General features: G+C 40.5%; 15 protein-coding genes. 3 read left to right on the forward strand and 12 right to left on the reverse strand.

Going from position 1 to position 17,299, the window contains the following annotated elements:
• Positions 1 to 5: 5 nt before the first annotated feature.
• The 7 genes from ubiA to Arg41_RS03290 all read right to left on the reverse strand — a co-directional run bounded on the left by ubiA (position 6) and on the right by Arg41_RS03290 (position 8,021).
• The gene (gene ubiA, locus Arg41_RS03260) at positions 6 to 887 is read right to left on the reverse strand and encodes a 4-hydroxybenzoate octaprenyltransferase (RefSeq protein WP_092342929.1); all 882 of its coding nucleotides are present in this window, start codon (positions 885 to 887) and stop codon (positions 6 to 8) included.
• The gene (gene recG / locus Arg41_RS03265; protein ID WP_092486419.1) at positions 869 to 2,932 is read right to left on the reverse strand and encodes an ATP-dependent DNA helicase RecG; all 2,064 of its coding nucleotides are present in this window, start codon (positions 2,930 to 2,932) and stop codon (positions 869 to 871) included. The genes ubiA and recG overlap by 19 nt, the downstream gene beginning before the upstream one ends.
• A gap of 32 nt (positions 2,933 to 2,964) precedes the next feature.
• Positions 2,965 to 3,342, reverse strand: coding sequence for a RidA family protein (locus tag Arg41_RS03270; RefSeq protein WP_092342931.1), 378 nt, complete (start codon positions 3,340 to 3,342; stop codon positions 2,965 to 2,967).
• Positions 3,326 to 4,450 carry an RCC1 domain-containing protein gene (locus Arg41_RS03275; RefSeq protein ID WP_092342932.1) on the reverse strand — a complete coding sequence of 375 codons (1,125 nt, stop codon included), beginning with the start codon at positions 4,448 to 4,450 and terminating at the stop codon, positions 3,326 to 3,328. Before Arg41_RS03275 ends, Arg41_RS03270 begins: the two co-directional genes overlap by 17 nt.
• A 66-nt stretch (positions 4,451 to 4,516) precedes the next feature.
• Positions 4,517 to 6,013 (reverse strand): L-aspartate oxidase, encoded by a 1,497-nt coding sequence (nadB, locus tag Arg41_RS03280; protein WP_242641386.1) that lies wholly within the window; start codon positions 6,011 to 6,013, stop codon positions 4,517 to 4,519.
• Positions 6,014 to 6,055: 42 nt separating this feature from the next.
• Positions 6,056 to 7,042 carry a S49 family peptidase gene (locus tag Arg41_RS03285; protein ID WP_141663174.1) on the reverse strand — a complete coding sequence of 329 codons (987 nt, stop codon included), beginning with the start codon at positions 7,040 to 7,042 and terminating at the stop codon, positions 6,056 to 6,058.
• Positions 7,023 to 8,021 carry an RluA family pseudouridine synthase gene (locus Arg41_RS03290; RefSeq protein WP_092486426.1) on the reverse strand — a complete coding sequence of 333 codons (999 nt, stop codon included), beginning with the start codon at positions 8,019 to 8,021 and terminating at the stop codon, positions 7,023 to 7,025. The genes Arg41_RS03285 and Arg41_RS03290 overlap by 20 nt, the downstream gene beginning before the upstream one ends.
• 198 nt (positions 8,022 to 8,219) lie before the next feature.
• Here Arg41_RS03290 and Arg41_RS07880 point away from each other — a divergent pair, with 198 nt between their 5' ends.
• Together Arg41_RS07880 and Arg41_RS03295 are read left to right on the forward strand one after the other, a co-directional pair.
• A complete protein-coding gene (locus Arg41_RS07880; RefSeq protein WP_141663175.1) occupies positions 8,220 to 8,504 on the forward strand; it encodes a hypothetical protein in 285 nt (94 codons plus the stop codon).
• Complete coding sequence (locus tag Arg41_RS03295; protein ID WP_092490773.1) at positions 8,404 to 11,037, forward strand: Rne/Rng family ribonuclease; 2,634 nt, start codon at positions 8,404 to 8,406, stop codon at positions 11,035 to 11,037. The genes Arg41_RS07880 and Arg41_RS03295 overlap by 101 nt, the downstream gene beginning before the upstream one ends.
• Before the next feature lie 17 nt (positions 11,038 to 11,054).
• On the opposite strand, the gene Arg41_RS03300 is transcribed toward Arg41_RS03295, so the two are convergent.
• Genes Arg41_RS03300 through Arg41_RS03320 form a run of 5 tightly spaced genes read right to left on the reverse strand, consistent with a single transcriptional unit; the run spans position 11,055 to position 15,873 of the window.
• A complete protein-coding gene (locus tag Arg41_RS03300; protein WP_092342936.1) occupies positions 11,055 to 11,792 on the reverse strand; it encodes an ABC transporter ATP-binding protein in 738 nt (245 codons plus the stop codon).
• Positions 11,773 to 12,549, reverse strand: coding sequence for an ABC transporter ATP-binding protein (locus Arg41_RS03305; RefSeq protein WP_092342937.1), 777 nt, complete (start codon positions 12,547 to 12,549; stop codon positions 11,773 to 11,775). The genes Arg41_RS03300 and Arg41_RS03305 overlap by 20 nt, the downstream gene beginning before the upstream one ends.
• A complete protein-coding gene (locus Arg41_RS03310; protein ID WP_092342938.1) occupies positions 12,546 to 13,628 on the reverse strand; it encodes a branched-chain amino acid ABC transporter permease in 1,083 nt (360 codons plus the stop codon). Before Arg41_RS03310 ends, Arg41_RS03305 begins: the two co-directional genes overlap by 4 nt.
• 2 nt (positions 13,629 to 13,630) lie before the next feature.
• Positions 13,631 to 14,560 carry a branched-chain amino acid ABC transporter permease gene (locus Arg41_RS03315; RefSeq protein WP_092342939.1) on the reverse strand — a complete coding sequence of 310 codons (930 nt, stop codon included), beginning with the start codon at positions 14,558 to 14,560 and terminating at the stop codon, positions 13,631 to 13,633.
• Between the two features lie 14 nt (positions 14,561 to 14,574).
• The gene (locus Arg41_RS03320; RefSeq protein WP_092490464.1) at positions 14,575 to 15,873 is read right to left on the reverse strand and encodes a branched-chain amino acid ABC transporter substrate-binding protein; all 1,299 of its coding nucleotides are present in this window, start codon (positions 15,871 to 15,873) and stop codon (positions 14,575 to 14,577) included.
• Between the two features lie 106 nt (positions 15,874 to 15,979).
• Between Arg41_RS03320 and Arg41_RS03325 the strand changes: the two genes are divergently transcribed.
• On the forward strand, positions 15,980 to 17,287 hold the full coding sequence (locus Arg41_RS03325; protein ID WP_157722256.1) for a hypothetical protein: 1,308 nt from the start codon (positions 15,980 to 15,982) through the stop codon (positions 17,285 to 17,287).
• Positions 17,288 to 17,299 lie beyond the last annotated feature (12 nt).

Consider the following 17,299-nt stretch of genomic DNA (forward strand, 5'->3'; position numbering starts at 1 on the left):
TCCTTCTAGGGGCTTATAATTTTTGAGTTAGGAAGGTTAAAATTTGCTACTGTACTAACGAATATAACCAATCCAATCCAGTGATTCTGAGTGAAGGCATACATGCATGAAGATCGATCACGATTCCTGATTTTAGCGAAAAAGTATATCATCACCGCAGCAGATATAATTAAACCCATGTAAAATAGTGGTCCCGTGCCTATGCAATAACCAGTTAACGCCCACATTATTATGCTCAAAATTCCCCAAAATTTGATAAAAAACAAATCTAATGATCCTAAAAATAAAGCAGATGAATTTATTCCTATATTTATGTCATCATCTCGGTCAACCATTGCATATATGGTATCGTAGGAGAGAGTCCATAATAGATTTGCGAGCCACATAATCATGCAAACCCCAGGTATGCGATGTTGTACCGCTTCATAGGCCATGGGTATCCCAAACCCAAAGCATATACCCAGGTAGGCTTGCGGTACTTTTAAGAATCTTTTGGTTAGTGGGTAAGTAATCATCAGTAATATTGCTATTATTGCCATGATCCAAACTCTCAATGGTAACCATGCAATGGTTAAAGAAGATAGTATTAGTAATGCGATCGCACACCATGTGGCTTGTTGTCTGGACAAACACCCTGATACCAGCGGTCGGTTACGTGTGCGCCGTACTTTACTGTCAAAATTCTGGTCTGAGATGTCATTAAAACAACATCCAGCTGATCTGCACAAAATTGCGCCTAATGTAAATGTTAAAACCATTTTAATATCGGGGTGGCCACCAGCGGCAAACCATAGTGCCGTTAGTGTGGGCCATAGTAACAGCAGGGTTCCTGTGGGTTTGTCTAAGCGGGTCAGTTTCGAAAAGTATGTTAAGCGTTGACGTAGCATGCAGTATCCGATAGCCAAAATTTATAATGTCGGTCCGCGATGTTATACCAATTTTTAAGTAATTGCTGTGCACATAAGTACGATTTCCCAGATATTTCCAGATCTTTTTGTAAATCAGAGAATTTTAGTTGAGGTAAGCCACTTTGTCGTGGACCGAATATTTGCCCAGGTCCGCGAATTTCTAGGTCTTTCTCTGCTAACAAGAAGCCATCTTGTGTTTTGTGCAAAGATAGTAAACGATTTTTTCCAATATTAGAAATATTAGGGTGATAAATGAGCAAGCAGTAGCTTTTTTGGGCTCCACGACCCACACGTCCCCTGAGTTGGTGCAGCTGTGCTAGCCCAAATCTTTCTGCGTGTTCGATGATAATCATTGTTGCATTAGGAACATCGATCCCAACTTCGATTACGGTTGTTGTCACTAGTAGGTCTATTTTATGGGCAAGGAAGTTTTTCATTACGTCTGCTTTTTCAGAGCTTTTCATTTTTCCATGTAGAAGGCCAATACGGTAATTAGGGAGAATTTGTTGAATAATTTCATGTGATTTTAATACAGAGCTTAATTCCATCTTCTCTGAATCTTCAATCAATGGGCACACCCAGTATGCTTGTTGGCCTGAGATTAAGTGTTCAGATATTTTTTCTATTATTATTTCCTTTTTAGATAGTTGAAAAAGATGGGTATCAATTGGCTGTCTTCCCTTTGGTAGATGTTTTATGGTTGATATTTGCAAATAAGGCGAGTACGTCATTGCTAAAGTTCGTGGAATTGGTGTCGCACTCATTAGTAATTGGTGCGGAAAATTACCTTTATTCCATAGGGAAAGTCTCTGTTCTACACCAAATCGGTGCTGTTCATCCGTGATTACTAGTGCCAAACGAGAAAATTGCACATCTTTTTGGATTAAAGCATGAGTTCCTATTATAAGTGGCAGTGTTCCTGAGGATAGATCGCTCAGAATTTGCCTTCTTTTCTTCAATGTTGTTGATGATAATAGTATTTCTAAACGAACTCCCAGTTTGTCCAGCCAATTTGATATCTTAATGTAATGTTGTTCTGCTAGGATTTCTGTTGGTGCCATGAATGCAACTTGATACCCAGATTCAATGGCCATTAGGGCAGCTAGGATTGCAATTACTGTTTTACCACTTCCGACGTCCCCCTGCAGGAGGCGGTACATACTTTTTGCATGACATAGATCATTTTGTATCTCTTCCCAGACCGATTTTTGGTCATCGGTCAGATCAAATGATATTTCTTTTACGAATTTACTTATCAGTTTAGTGCTTTTTGTCAGGGCATATGTTTTTTGATGTTGAGATCTGTTTTTTTCAGCAATGATTAAAGCTATGTGGTAGGACAGCAGTTCATCAAACTTCAGCCTTTGCCAACAGATGTGAGTTCGGTCTAGTATGCTATCGATTTGTTTGTATACGTCAGGTGGTGGAAAATGAATGGTCATAAGTGATTCTTGAATGGAGCCCAGATCATATTGAGTAATAATTTCTTGAGGTAGGATGTCTATCCAAGGCTTTTCCTCTATGGCCGCGTGGATTATCTTCCTAATTAATTTTTGCGACAGTCCAGCTGTTGATGGGTAGATGGCAGTAAGGCTTTGTGGCAATGGATCATCTTTTTGTATTGTCTTATATTCAGGGTGCAGTATATGTTTTCCTAACGTACTGTTGATTTTAAATTCACCGAAGGAACGGATGCGAGTTCCCAAAGGAAAGTCATTTTTTTGTGAAGGATATGAATTTATAAAGCTTATCTTGAATATACAGTCGTCGTCGTCCATTAGTGTGACTAGTAATTTGTTTTTTCTTTTACCAGTTGGTCTGGAATCAACCGAAATAACTGTACCCTCGACGACGCAATAGTCGCCCGCAGCAACGCTGCGCACGGGGGTAACAACCGTTTGGTTGGTGTACCGTAGAGGGATGTGAAATACTAAATCCTTGGGACAGAACAGACCCATGCGTCGTAGCTTATCCTGCGTGCGCTGCCCCAATTTTGAAAAACCGTTCTTCTTAGTAGTGAACATCGGCAATAATATAAAGTATGTATACGACTGCGCTATTTTTTTGCGGCAATTGCCTCAATTTCAACCAATGCATTTAGAGGTAACTGTGATACTACTATCGTGGTGCGTGCTGGATAAGGTTTTGGTAGTGCCTTAGTCATAATTTCATTCAAACTGGCATAATTTTTCATATCTACCAGATAAATGGTAAGTTTCACAATTTGGGATAAATCGCTGTTGGCAGTTCTTAATATAGAATCTAAATTTTTAAATATAGCATCGGCTTGATCATCAAAAGTTTCTTTCAGTTTCATATCTTTTGGATCTAACCCGATCTGGCCTGATGTGTAGATAAGATTACCTGTAACTCGTCCTTGAGAGTAAGGTCCTATGGCGCTGGGTGCTTGATCAGTTTCAATAACGCTCATCATGTACGTGTTCCTCATTGTCGAGAAGTTTGTCGAATCCATGTGATGATAACGCATATCCTAAACCAAGTTCACCTTTTTTGTTGGATCCGCTTGCGTATATGTAATTGTTTGTATCGATAAAAATGCTACCGTTTGCTGTGGCTGCAATATCTGCTACTTCTGATGCGCCATGAGTGAAGTGAGATTGAATGTCGGGTTGTTCAAACCCAAGTTGTCCCTCATGGTTATCTCCTGCAACTAGCATTTCCCCGTTATTTGCTAACAAGATGCTGTGCTGATTTCCTAGGGCTATTTTTTTTATACTTAATTTTATCGGTACTTGGGTGAATACTTTTCTTGGTATAGTGTCCCCTAATCCTAGTTGTCCTCTGGTGTTATTTCCCGAAACAAAAAGGACATTGTTGCCTAACATTGCGAAGCTGAAGTTAGGTCCGGCTGCAGCATCAAGCACATATTGTTGAAATATTGTGGTAGGCACCATGATATTGGTGCGTCCATTCATTCCAAGTTGTCCAAATTCATTGCTACCATTTCCTAGTAGATCCCCTGCTTGATTTATGCTAAGTAAAAATTGATCACCAGCGCTTATGTGAGTTATGGCATGTCCCACTATTACGAATATTGAGCGATCAACATAGTCTCCCGTTCCTAATTGTCCCTTGTTATTATGTCCTGATACCATAAGTGTGCCGTCTTTTCTGAGTACAGCGATGAAATCTATTCCAGCCGCTACATCACTTACATATTCAGCAATAGGTTGAAATTTATCCAATTTTTTTGTATCACCAATGCCAAATTGACCCCATTTATTTTCTCCTACAGCGTAGAGTTGGTTGTTGTTTGTGAGAATGAGAGAGAATGTAGGGCGTAAGATAATTTTTGATATATTTCGCGGTTCAGGCATTGGATGCATGAACCGCAGGATTAATTTATCTGGTAAACCCATCTGCCCTTTAGTATTGTCGCCGGTTAGGAGCACGAATGAAGATAGAGGTTCTATTATTCCCGATGCATAGTGACCCGCAAAAACGTGCTGTGCCTTTAAGGGGATGTGATCTTTATGCTCTGGATTGTCTTTTTTATCCTTTATTCCAAAACACCCACTCATGAGTATAGTGCTTGCCAGCAATGAAATTAAAATTTTAGTAGTGTGCTTAATCACTTATGGTCCTTTTTAAGGGAATAGATATGTGGGATGAAAAACTGATGTATTTGTTTTGAAGTCTTTGTTGTAGTAACAGCCGTAGTTGTTTTTGCGTTGTTGAGAAGACATAACTATCAGTTGAGCACACATATGAATACTATGTGCGTCTGTGTTTTCATTTGGGCATACAATTGAAGACAGTTTATCCGCGGCGATGCGTAGATTGTTTGTACTCCTAACAATTCCGACATATTGGGACATGATGTTTTGTATGGTTGCTATTACGTTCTGTTCGGGTTTCGTTGGCGAAGCTGAGATCGACATCTCACTTCTAATTGTTACTGGAGAGGCTTCTTTGCTTAGTATGCTTTTTGCACATCGTCGTCCCATTACTATACACTCAAGAAGGGAGTTGCTTGCCAGACGGTTGGCTCCGTGGAGGCCTGTGTATGCCATTTCTCCAATTGCCCAAAGACTTTTGATGTCAGTTTCTCCGTGGTAATTGGTTTTTACACCTCCGCAGCAGTAGTGAGCAGATGGTATAACTGGAATATAGTCCTGGGTTATATCTATATCGTAATTTCTGCAGCATCTATAAAGGTTTGGAAAGTTTTTCTTTAAGAAAGATGGTGTTTTGTGGGTTGCATCAAGGTAGACGCAATTTTCTTCCGGGTGTTCTTGCAAGTAACAGGAAATAGCACGAGATACGGTATCTCTAGGTGCTAAGTCCCCTCTTTTGTCAAAATCTTTTATGAAATTGTATCCGTTTTTGTTGCATATTTTTCCCCCTTCACCGCGAAGTGCCTCAGTAACTAAAAAAGGAGTTCCCTTTGGTGTATAGAATCCAGTGGGGTGAAATTGAATGAATTCCAGGTTTACTACTGCACATCCAGTTTTCCAAGCTAACGCTATTCCGTCGCCTGTGTTAGTTGAGGGGTTGGTGGAGTGGCTGTAAACCTGTCCAAGGCCACCACAGGCGAGAACCACGTGACTGGTGTCATAGGAGGTTATTTTTTGCTGATCAGTGTTAAATAATTGTATTCCGGTGCATTTCTTATCTTTATGAAAAATGTTTAATGCACGTGTGTTCTCCATCAAATGAATACGGGGGTGGTTTTTAGCCATAGAGTATAGTGCCTCTACTATGGCAGCTCCAGTTATGTCTTTGCAGTGGACTATACGTCTCCTACAGTGTCCTCCCTCTTGTGCAAGATGAACGCCAAGATTATTAATTTTTGTACAGGAAAAGCCATGCGAAAAAAGCCACTCAACAGACTCTCTGCCTCGTTCGATTATACTGTACGCACTACCACGATCAGATGTATTGCCGCTGGCAACAAACGTGTCACGAAGGTGGTCTTGGGAAGAATCATCACTGGACCAGGAGCAGGCTATACCACCCTGAGCCCAGTAGCTAGAGGATGCGTTATAAGAAGATTTAGACACCAGGTACACATCACGGTACTGAGCTAACTCTATAGACAATACCAAACCAGATATTCCAGCACCGACGACAAAGATACTCACCAAACCGTTTCTCTACGACTCAATGACGTCATCCTATAACAATTATTTCATATGAGCGACCAAATATTGACTAACAATGTTGCCAGTAAATTCATAATCAATCTTTTTAAGCAATGACTGTGGCCACTCATCAATATTTTGATAAACTACCGTACTGTTTGGAAATTCTTTCTTAGTAATTGAATCAATATCTCCTAGCTCGTCAACTAAACCAAGATGAACAGCATCTATTCCTAACCACACTTTGCCTGAAAACAATTCTCCATTGCTTCCTTTTAGTTTGTTATAACGTCCAATTTTTACATCGTTAATAAAGACATTCATGGATTTTTTGATTATATCTTTGGCTATTTTTACGTGCTCAGGGTTTATTTCAGCGAATGGATCCAAGAAATCCTTATTCTTACCGGAGGCGATGGTTCTGTTCTCTATGCCCAATTTTTTTATCAGTTCTACCATCCCGAAACCCTGCATGATTACACCAATTGATCCCAATATGCTTACAGGGCTGGAAATAATTTTATTTGCTGCCGATGCTATGTAGTAACAACCTGATGCACATATGTCATCTACAACAGCATAAATTGGTTTATTAGGGTACTTTTCTCGTAATCTCATGACGCTATCGTAGATGCGTTTAGCCTGAACAGGTGATCCGCCAGGCGAGTTTAACAGCATAATGAGAGCTTTTGTAAGTGGATCGGATAGGGCGTTTTCCATTGTATTGATAGTATCATGGGCATTGAACGGAGACTTATCAGATATGATGCCGTTTAGTCTCGCAACGAAAACATGTTTGCTGTGGTCTCTGTGGTAAGCATGCCACGAACTCGGTAGAAAAATGAAAGCCAGTATTAATAAAGCAACTGTTCTGAAAGCAATACGCCATCTTCTAGCGGCTCTGACTTCCTTTATTGCTAACAGAGAAACATCCTTCAGTGCTGATATACACTGATTATCATCGGTAGTATTGGATGGCATAGTTTGGTCTTCGATTAGTTCCAAATTTTCATTGTCGCACTGATTCAATCATATCGACAAGTTGTTGTGTCGAAAGGAGGGCTCTGTGGTCAATATTGGTAAACATTTTTAGGTGATTTTTTTTTGCGCACATAATGAATTTTTTTGGAATAGGACTTGATAGAGTGATTGTTTGATTAGTTAGTGGATGAAGGAACGATATTCTGTGTGCGTGCAAGAGCAATTTTTTAGTAGTAAGTGTAGGATTGTATTTTTTGTCACCTAAAATTGGATGGCCGATTGTAGACAAGTGAATTCTTATTTGATGTGTACGTCCGGACAGCGGGTGTGCTTCGATAAGGGAATAATCGTTGCCACGGAGCAATAGAAATACTTCAGTAATTGATTCTTTGCCATTTATTTTATCAATAAAAGCTTTTTTTTCGTTGTTGTGGATTTTCGTGCTTAGTGGTAGGTTTATCCTTTGATAGGAATTTCTGAATTTCCCCTCAATAATGGCCAGATACCTCTTGTCAATTTCGTGATCACGGAATAAAGTGTGGAGTGCAATCAGTGTGCTCTTTTTCTTTGCTATTAGAACTATGCCTGATGTGTCTCGGTCTAGCCTGTGTGCTAGCTCTAAGAACTTTTGCTGTGGTCGTAGGATTCTGAGGTGCTCGATTAGCCCTAGGGAAATACCGCTGCCACCGTGGCAGGCTAATCCTGATGGTTTGTTTATTGCAAGTAGGCTGTTGTCTTCGTAGATGATATCTTTGAAAAATTGTGCTACGATAGCTGGGTGAGGGTTATGTTTTTGTTGCTCTTTGGCGAAGAAGGGCGGAATTCTAACCCTGTCCCCTGCGGTTAGTTTTGTTGAAGCGGAGCATCTGCCCTGGTTAACTCGGACCTCCCCCGATCTGATCATGTGGTGAATTCTCGATCTCGGGAGTTGTCTCTTAGTGACTCGAGAAAGATAGTTATCTAGGCGCTGCCCTGAACCCTCTTCTTGAACAGTGAGGGTTTTGCTGGGGTGTTTTATTTTGTTCATAGGATACTGGAGGCTGCATGTTTGAGCCTGATATAAGTACTAAGTACACATTATACAGTATGGTTGGAATGTTTTCTGTAGAAAAAAGTTAGTCACCTGTAAATAAAGGGGGTATTTTGGGTGGTTCTGTATTTTTCTCTTTATGATTTTTAAATTTTATTTGCAACGAGCGGCGTGTCCCTCTTTTTATGTAGCGTGATGGAAGTCAGCAATCTACAATCCGTGTATGACATTATAGAGCAAATGGTCGGTTACCTCAGTGGAGTGGTTTTTGTTTGTCTGAAAAATGTCAATTTTTCTGGATTTTTTTCTATCGTGGATCGATTTCTTGTACATTCTTTGGGGCTCTGCGTGCGCTGTTTGGTTGCGCGGGGAATATTTCATGAAAAGGATGTTGTTCAATGCAGCTCAACCAGAGGAGCTGCGTGTTGCCATTGTAGAAGGTCAGAAGTTACTGGATCTGGACATAGAGTCTTCCCATAGGGAAAAAAGGAAGAGCAATATATATGTTGGTGTTGTCACTAGGGTTGAACCCAGTTTAGATGCGGCCTTCGTTGATTACGGGTTTGAGCGCCATGGATTTTTGCCTTTTAAGGAGATAGAGTCTTCTCTTTATGATGTGGGGTCTGGTGCTCGTAGAGGCCATATTTCACTTAGCGAAGGCCAAGAAATTTTGGTTCAAGTTGATAAGGAGGAGCGTGGCTCAAAGGGAGCTGCATTAACTACATATATCTCTTTGGCAGGTCGTTATTTGGTTTTGATGCCGAATAATCCTAAAGGCGGTGGTGTTTCTCGCCGTGTTGAGGGAGATGAACGTGCGGAATTAAAGACCTTGATGGAGGGTTTGTCTGTTCCTTCCGGCATGGGTATCATTGGTCGTACGGCAGCTATTGGTCGCTCTTTTGAAGAGTTGCAGTGGGATTTGGAGTATTTGCTTAAATTATGGGAAGCTATTTTTGATGCTTCACGACCGCAGTACAAGAACTCTGTAGGTGATGTTGTTTATGAAGAGACCAAGGAACGTATTAATCCTCCGGCATTTTTGATATATGAAGAGTCGTCGATTATTATTAGGGCGATTAGGGATTACTACCAGCCTGATATAAAGGAGATTCTGATCGATTCTCCAGATATATATGAGCAGGCACGGCAGTTTATGAACCATGTTATGCCCCATAATGTCTCCATAGTTAAAAAATATTCTGATTCAGTTCCTCTATTTTCTCGTTTTCAGATTGAGCGTCAGATTGAGACGGCTTGTTCTCGTACGGTTGTTTTGCCCTCAGGTGGTTCGATAGTTTTTGACCACTCTGAAGCTTTGGTTGCCGTTGATGTTAATTCTTCTCGTGCTACCGGTGGGGCTGATATTGAGGAGACTGCTTTTCAAACTAACTTAGAGGCAGCTGAGGAAATAGGGAGACAGCTTCGCTTGCGTGATTTGGGTGGATTGATAGTTATAGACTTTATAGATATGGAATCCAACAAGAGTCAACGTACTGTCGAGCAAAGATTGCGTGAAGCATTACAGTACGACCGTGCTCGTGTTCAAATGGGAAAGATATCTCGTTTTGGATTGTTGGAACTGTCTCGCCAAAGATTGCGCTCTCCATTGGGAGAGCTTAGTCACGTCGTTTGTCCCCGTTGTTCTGGTACTGGTTTTATTCGCAATATAGAATCATCAGGTTTGCATATACTGCGTGTTTTGCAAGAAGAGGTTATGAAGGAAAATATCTCTTCAGTTCATGTTTATTTGCCAGTTGATGTTGCGACATTTCTTTTGAATGAAAAGCGCGGCCAAATTTTGAGTATAGAGAACCATTCGCATGTTAATGTGTTGATAATTCCAAGTATTCATTTGGATACCCCAGCTTATCGTATTCAGTTGGTGCACATTGATCAGGCTAGTGATACTGATACTACTATGAGCTACAGAATGATAGATGTTCGCGATGAGAACGCTTATGAATCATCTTCTCGGCATGTTTCCTATGCTTCTGATAAATCTAGAACATCTGCCAGGATGAAACCTCTTGTCAAGACTTCAGCTATTTTGCCTTCAATTGATCGCACATCAAGTGCATCGAGACGTAGTATTTTGGACAGAGTTTGGGGTTGGATTAAGAATAAGTCTGAATTGTCCCCAGATGAAGGGGTGTTGGATCATCCTGTTTCTGATTCTGTTCCTGAACCAGATGTTTCTTTGTTGCCATCTCCTGCTGAAAATCGTCCTGTTTCCACTGGAAGATACAATAAAACGTCTCAGCGTCGTATTTCGCAGCATCGCTCTTCTTCGGAAGGAGGGTACTCTTCTGTTCGTCGTCAAATTTCAAACTCCGATGGAAGAAGAGTAATATCGGCAGCAGGTGCTTCGGATAGTTTGTCTGATGCCAATGCTGGAACTCAATCCAGACGTAGAGGTCCATCCCGTCAAAGATTTAGGTCTAACACTAATAATCAAGTTCAGCCAGTTTCTGATTTGAATGAAGTTTCTAAAACTGAGGATGTTTGCGGTTCAACAGAAGAAAATTTGCATTCAACTGATACGCTGGCTACTACTACCGGTGGGTATACTGGTAGGAGTGGTGTTCGTAGTCCAAATCGTCGTCGTGGTCCCAGTAATCGCAGAGATAATAAGAATTCTCGCCATCTTTCTCAAGATTCAGCAAGTGTTGTGGATGCTGTAATTTCAGCTGAGGAAATGATATCTGATGATCAAGTACAATTGCACTACGAACCTAAAAAAGATCCTGCTTCTGAGAAAGATCCTGCTTCTGAGGCTGTCGAAAGATCTATTGTTCATGAAAAAGCAAAGAGAGAATTGCCTGATGGTTTGATTTTGATAGAAACTAAGAAAATAGATTGCCAAATTGTTGAAAATAATTGCGCGGTGACTGATTCTGATTTGTCGATTTCACCCCCGCGTTTTCCAAACAAATCTGCTGTAGAGTCAACATTGCCTGATGATGGTAGTAATGGGTTGGTTCAGGTGGAAACAAAAAAGAAAACGGTTGTGTGATGGTCTGATGCTCTTGGCTATGGTGCTATCCCAAGGTATTTTGATTTTATGTAGGGACTGTCTTTTATGTCGTGGGAGTTTACTTCTGCCTGTATTTTTCCTCCCTCCAATACAATTGTTTTGTGAGAGTGGTGTATGGCTAGGTTGATGTTTTGTTCCACCAATACTATTGTGGTTCCTTGCTTTGATATGCTGTCTATGGCTTCGAATATCTTTTTTACTATTGGTGGGGACAGCCCCATGCTTGGTTCGTCCAACATGAGCAGTTTGGGATTGTTAGCAATAGCTCTTCCTATTGCAACCATCTGTTGCTCTCCACCAGATAAATGACCTGCTAATTGTTTTTTTCTTTCCTCCAGAAGCGGAAACAGTTCGTATATTTTCTTTATTGTTTTTGAAAGCGATTTCTTGGGATGACTTATATGTCCACATGTAATATTTTCTTCAACCGTGAGTTTTGTAAATAGTTGCCTTCCCTCCGGAACTAACACTAGTCCAGCTCTGCTTTTTCTGTAAGTAGGGTAGTGTGATATATCATTACCTCTGTATACTATTTTTCCAGATTTGAGTGGAACCAAACCCGCTATAGCATTGAGCAGAGAGGATTTCCCCGCCCCATTTGGCCCGACTACTGAAAGGGTGGTTCCTTCTATAACCTCAAGATTAATATTTTCAAGTGAACATATTTTTCCGTAACAAACGCAAAGATTAGTTACTTTTAGTAAGGTGTTGGTATTATTTTTGAGTGTCGTCATAATCATTTCCTAGATAGACACTAATAAAATCACTGTTGGTTATAACCTTCTGTGGAATGTCATCGATGATTTTTTTGCCGAAATTTAAAACTGCTATACGGTCACATAGATTAACTACTAAATCAATATCGTGCTCAATAATAAGGACAGTTGTTCCATCGTTTCTTATTTTTTTTACCAACGAGATTAGAGTTTCTCTTTCTACAGAATTTACTCCTGCAGCTGGTTCGTCTAAGGCTATGATTACAGGTTGTGTGGCAAGAGCTCTTGCAATTTCTAATTTTCTTTGATCCCCATACGATAGGCTGTCTGCCAGTAACGACGATTTATCCAATTTTATGCCAACATATGACATAAGGTCATAGCACTTGTCAATTACACTCTTTTGTCCATAACCAAAAAAACACTTTACCAGTGACAGTTGTGTAAGGGTTCGGTGGAAACCAACCAGGATGTTTTCTAAGACAGTTAATTTTTTAAACAACCTGATATTCTGAAAAGTTCTTGCTATTCCTTGAGATACGGTGTGTTCGGGATCATTGTTTCTAAGCTTTTTACCGCTTAAGAAGAAATTACCACCAGTATGCTCTCCAAAACCGGTTAAACAATTGAAAAGAGTAGTTTTACCAGCGCCGTTGGGTCCAATGATGCCAAAAATTTCTTCTTTGTTGATTACGAACGATACCCTACTGAGAACGTTCATTGTCCCGAAACTTTTACAAATGTTTTTAGCTTCTAGAATGACGTTATGACTCATTTTAGTAGCTTTCTTTTGTCAGAGAATATTCCATTTGGACGAAAAGTAGCCATCAACACAATTGCAATTCCTATAATTGATTGCCTTATTACCTCTGGGTCAAATAAATTTCTGATCCATGAAGGTGATTGACTCTCAGTGCTTATTAATTGCTCAACAACCGGAAGCCAAGATCTCAGCAGCTCTGGAACAGATAGCATAAATACGCAAGATGCTATGATTCCTACCATGCTTTCACTTCCGCCCAAAATTACAATGGTCAAAATATTGAATGACTCTAGTAGGTTGAAACTACTGGGGCTGACAAAGCCTTGAAGTTCTGCGAATAGAGCTCCACCTACACCAGAGCAAAAGGCACCTAAGAAAAATGATAACATCTTGTAGCGGTACGGCTTAATCCCGCAAGCTCTAGCTGCAATTTCATTTTCACGAATGGCCATAAACGCTCTTCCAACATAGTTGTTCTTAAGTAGATGACACACATAAATCAAAGCGATAATTATGGTCAGAAATAGATAATAGTGCAGTTGCAATGATGATAAGTGTATTTTTCCCATTACTAAAGGCAATGAAAAATCTATTCCTAAAATTTTAAACGGATCAATGCTGAGAATTCCTTGTGGTCCATTAGTAATATTTACTGGGTGATTGAGATTATTTATTAGATCAATGAAAACCTGGCCGAAACCAATAGTTAACAAAGCAAAGTAGTCACCCTTGAGCCGTAGGGCAGGAGCACCAACTATAAGGCCTAAAATTGCAGCAACTAAACCACTTATCGGTAAAACAACTAAGGCAGGTAAGTGTATCCCAAGGTGAGGGGATGCAAGCAGTGCATAGCAATATGCCCCACACCCATAGAAGGCAGCAAATCCCAGGTTTAGCAGACCGGTATATCCCAAAATGATGTTGAGTCCGATAGCTTGTATTATGTACAGTAAAATGAAATCCAAGTTTCGTTCCCAAGTTTGACCTATAGTGCCAGCCATGAGCGGTAGGGATAAACAAAGGATGATGGCTATTGTTGGCTTCATGTTACATGCCAATTTGCGAATCCTTAATGGAATGGAAATTGACATTTTTACGCCCTATCAGGATTGTTGGTTCCGAAGAGACCATTAGGACGCACTAGCAAGACTACTACCAGTATCACAAAAGAAAAAACATTCTGATAATTTGAATTTAGAATTCCATTTGTCCAGGTTGCAATGTACCCAGTGCTTAGTGATTCAATAACACCTAACAAGATTCCCCCTATCATGCTACCAGGTATGCTTCCTATTCCTCCTAGAACAGCTGCCGTGAATGCTTTTACCCCAGGCATGAACCCCATGTTGTAGTGTGCTATTCCGTAATTGCTTGATAACATAATTCCACTTACAGCGGCCAACGCTGATCCAATGATGAAGGTTACGGATATTACCTCATTACTGTTAATTCCCATAAGCTCAGCAATTTTTGACTTTTCTGATACAGCACGTATGGACAACCCCATTCGTGTTTTTCGCACGAATATCCACAGCATAACCATGATGATAGCAGCTGTAACTATGGTTACAAGCTGAGAGAATTGGGCGGATAATCCTAAAAAATTAACATTTTCCATTGAAATGTATTGCGGAAATTTAAAATAATCACGTCCCCAAATAATCATAGCAATAGACTGCAGGATTATTGATGTTCCTATAGCTGTTGACAGACAGACAAGGCTTGATGCTTCCCGAACGCGTCTATAAGCTAAAAGCTCAACTATTGCTCCGATTGCCCCAGATACAATCATGGATATCAATATCGAGATGGTCAAGTTTGCTCCATGAGGCATACTTGGAAAGACTTTGCTGATGGTTTGTATGGTTGAATAGCAAACCAGCGTTCCAAGCATTAATACGTCGCCGTGTGCGAAGTTTATGAGGCCTAAAACTCCGTAAACCATCGAGTATCCCAGAGCTAGTAGAGCATATGTGCTCCCCACAAATAGGCCGTGAACTATCAACGCGATGAAAAATTCCATGGCTAACCTACTTTCTATTTCTTTTTGATGGATTCATGTCTACTCCTAGTGCAGGAAAAATAATCTTTGGAGTAAATTTTTTGCACTTGAAACTTTCCCCCCGATATCATGAATACTGTAATATTTGGATACTTAGGATCACCATTTCTCTTGAACGCTATTTTGCCAGTTAGTCCGGTGAATTCTTCTTTGTGCAGGTATGAGATCAGTTTTTCTTTATTGAGGCTCCCAGTTTTGATGATAGTTTCACCGATTATTTTAGCAGCATCGTAGCTGAATACGGCATATGGTTGCATAGGTACGGAAAAAGTGCTTTCGTAACGCTTTCTGAACTCAACTACACGTTGAACTTCATCAAATGGCAATGAATTTCTAGAGCAAATGGTTCCTTCGGTATTTTTTCCCGCCAGTAGGACAAAACGGGGAGTACAAGCCATATCACCTGTAAAAAAAATCATTTTTGGATTCATAATCCGTTCTTGGGAGATGATGCTGGCAGCCTGTGTGTCTGTCCCAGAGAAAAATAACACATTTGCCTTAGTCTTGTTTATACGAGCTAAAATTGCTGCATAGTCAACCTTGTCACGATACGTATACTCATGGGCAATTAACTCAATTCCCTTATTTTTCAGCCAATATTCAACCTGGTTGGAAAGGTTTTGTCCATAGGAGCTACCATCGTCGATGATTGCAACGGATGGGTTGGTAACCGTTTCCGTTACGTATTTTGCTATGGCTTCACCTTGAAGGGTGTCGGGAGACATCATCCTTAGAGTATTGTCAAACCCCTGCTGTGTGTATTTCTGATTCGACACTGATGGTGCAATTTGGATAATATTGGCTTTGTGGTATATGCTTGAAGAAGCTATGGTGCACCCAGAATCCACGTGGCCGATTACGGCTATGATGTTTTTATCTACCAGGAATGAGGCGGCAGTGGTTGCGGTGCGAGGGTCTCCTCTGTCGTTTTGGGATAGCAAACGAAAAACCAACGGATGTCCGTCTATACTTGGGTTTTCTTTGTTCATATCACTAATGGCAAGATTTATCCCGTTTTGGTAATCCGCACCTATGTGGGCAGCGTTACCCGTCAGAGGTCCAGAAAATCCAATTAGAACCACTGTTTTCTGAAGATCTTTTTCTTTCCTTATTGAATCAAGCGATGGGGAGTTGCAAGCGGCAAAAAGTAATAGTAAAGCCAGACTCGCCAGCGCGTAGCATTTGTTAGCTGTGAGCGAAGAGTCAGGGGATGAAAATGTAAAGCCCATGGAGTGTCCTAGGTTAATATGTGATGATGCGGTTTCACGGGACATTGAACAACAACCTTATCCTATATCTATCGAGGGAAAAATGAAATATTTTCTGGTCGTTTTTGTCCTCAGTAAAGTTTTTGGGATAATTCGTATACAATGAGCACGGTTGTTAGCAATTACTATCGTAATTGTTGTCAGTTGTGAGCAGCTTGTTTTTGTTGGAGAACTAAGGTTGCCTTTTCCGGGAAAAGAAGGTTTATACCAGGAGTTGTCTGATAGGCTCTCTGGTCGTGTTCTTGACGGTCTTACCCAGTCCGATTCCGGGTTTTACCAGACTAATCGCTTGACGGTTGTTGCTGACACGCAAAAATTTACGGAGTCGCAGTGGTCGGCAGTGTTGCAAAATTATGGCGATTCTCCTCTAAAGGCCCTTTCTGGAGCTGGGCATGGGATTCTGTCGTTGTTTTTCGGCCAGTATCTCAGGACTAGTTGGGTACAACTGCTAAAGCTGAGGTTTTTTTTTAACGGCAAGTCCCGTGGTGACGGCCAGTTTAGGTCGGCTGTATTTCAGATAAGTTTTCATCTAGGTTATGTACTGCAGTCTTTGCTGTCTTTTCGTCACGTTCGGGACGAAGAGCGGTTTGAGTCTGTAGCTAAGCACATCGTGGCTATACACTCCCTAGTTTTGTCGTTATCAAATACCTTGAACGATGTTTTTTATGACGTTGTTTTTCAGCGGCTGGTAATGCACGTGTACACGATATCGTATGAAGAGAAGTCAGTGGACTGGTTTCTGTCGATTATTACTATACTGTCACAAAAGAATGTGTTGAAGATTATCAACTCAGTGCAGAAAATATCACAAGGAGATCCGAGGTGTGCTGGTTTGGGGTTTGAGTTGTTGAAAGGAATTTCTGCTACTATCTCTAGGATTGTTCTGTCGCGATTGCACTCTTTTTCTACTGATGATTTGAGGATATTTACTAATCTTCCAGGCTCTTTGAGTGTTTCTGTTCTTAATGCGCAAGGTAAAGAAGAAAGAATTCATGTTCTTAGTGCTGTTATTAACGAGATTTACGGTAGGTTAGATTATTCCGGGTGGTTTTTGAGTGCTTATGAAAGTAAACGTGTTGCTGTTATTGATTTTTTTGAAAAATTAATGGAAGCGGTTTTGCGATCAGAAGACGAGTTTCGTTCTGTTTACTGGGGCCTAGTTAATTTTTTAGGACAACTTAAGGAAGAAATAGGTTGTTCTGTTGTTGGTGCATTGGAAACTTCACTAATGCGCTTGAAAGCTAAACTTTTGGAATCAGTTACAGATGTTTACAGTGAGAAGCAACTTGCACATCTTCTTCACTCGTGTAAAAAGGATATGTTGCTTTGGTTTTTACAAACTTCTGGGTCAGGTAGTCTCTTTTATTCGTATGTAAAATCCGTGATAGAGTCTCGATACGGGATTAGGTCGTTTGATTGACGTATAGTATGT

The sequence above is a fragment of the Candidatus Ichthyocystis hellenicum genome (assembly GCF_001460935.1).
Lineage (GTDB): Bacteria > Pseudomonadota > Gammaproteobacteria > Burkholderiales > 2013Ark19i > Ichthyocystis > Ichthyocystis hellenicum.

What these genes read in the sequence shown, in the direction of transcription:
- Arg41_RS03310 (WP_092342938.1), bottom strand. Translation starts at nt 13,628, where the DNA reads ATGTCAATTTCCATTCCATTAAGGATTCGCAAATTGGCATGTAACATG.
- recG (WP_092486419.1), bottom strand. Translation starts at nt 2,932, where the DNA reads ATGTTCACTACTAAGAAGAACGGTTTTTCAAAATTGGGGCAGCGCACG.
- Arg41_RS03295 (WP_092490773.1), top strand. Translation starts at nt 8,404, where the DNA reads ATGAAAAGGATGTTGTTCAATGCAGCTCAACCAGAGGAGCTGCGTGTT.
- Arg41_RS03305 (WP_092342937.1), bottom strand. Translation starts at nt 12,549, where the DNA reads ATGAGTCATAACGTCATTCTAGAAGCTAAAAACATTTGTAAAAGTTTC.
- Arg41_RS03290 (WP_092486426.1), bottom strand. Translation starts at nt 8,021, where the DNA reads ATGAACAAAATAAAACACCCCAGCAAAACCCTCACTGTTCAAGAAGAG.
- Arg41_RS03320 (WP_092490464.1), bottom strand. Translation starts at nt 15,873, where the DNA reads ATGTCCCGTGAAACCGCATCATCACATATTAACCTAGGACACTCCATG.
- Arg41_RS03300 (WP_092342936.1), bottom strand. Translation starts at nt 11,792, where the DNA reads ATGACGACACTCAAAAATAATACCAACACCTTACTAAAAGTAACTAAT.
- Arg41_RS03315 (WP_092342939.1), bottom strand. Translation starts at nt 14,560, where the DNA reads ATGGAATTTTTCATCGCGTTGATAGTTCACGGCCTATTTGTGGGGAGC.
- ubiA (WP_092342929.1), bottom strand. Translation starts at nt 887, where the DNA reads ATGCTACGTCAACGCTTAACATACTTTTCGAAACTGACCCGCTTAGAC.
- Arg41_RS03270 (WP_092342931.1), bottom strand. Translation starts at nt 3,342, where the DNA reads ATGATGAGCGTTATTGAAACTGATCAAGCACCCAGCGCCATAGGACCT.
- Arg41_RS03275 (WP_092342932.1), bottom strand. Translation starts at nt 4,450, where the DNA reads ATGAGTGGGTGTTTTGGAATAAAGGATAAAAAAGACAATCCAGAGCAT.
- Arg41_RS07880 (WP_141663175.1), top strand. Translation starts at nt 8,220, where the DNA reads ATGGAAGTCAGCAATCTACAATCCGTGTATGACATTATAGAGCAAATG.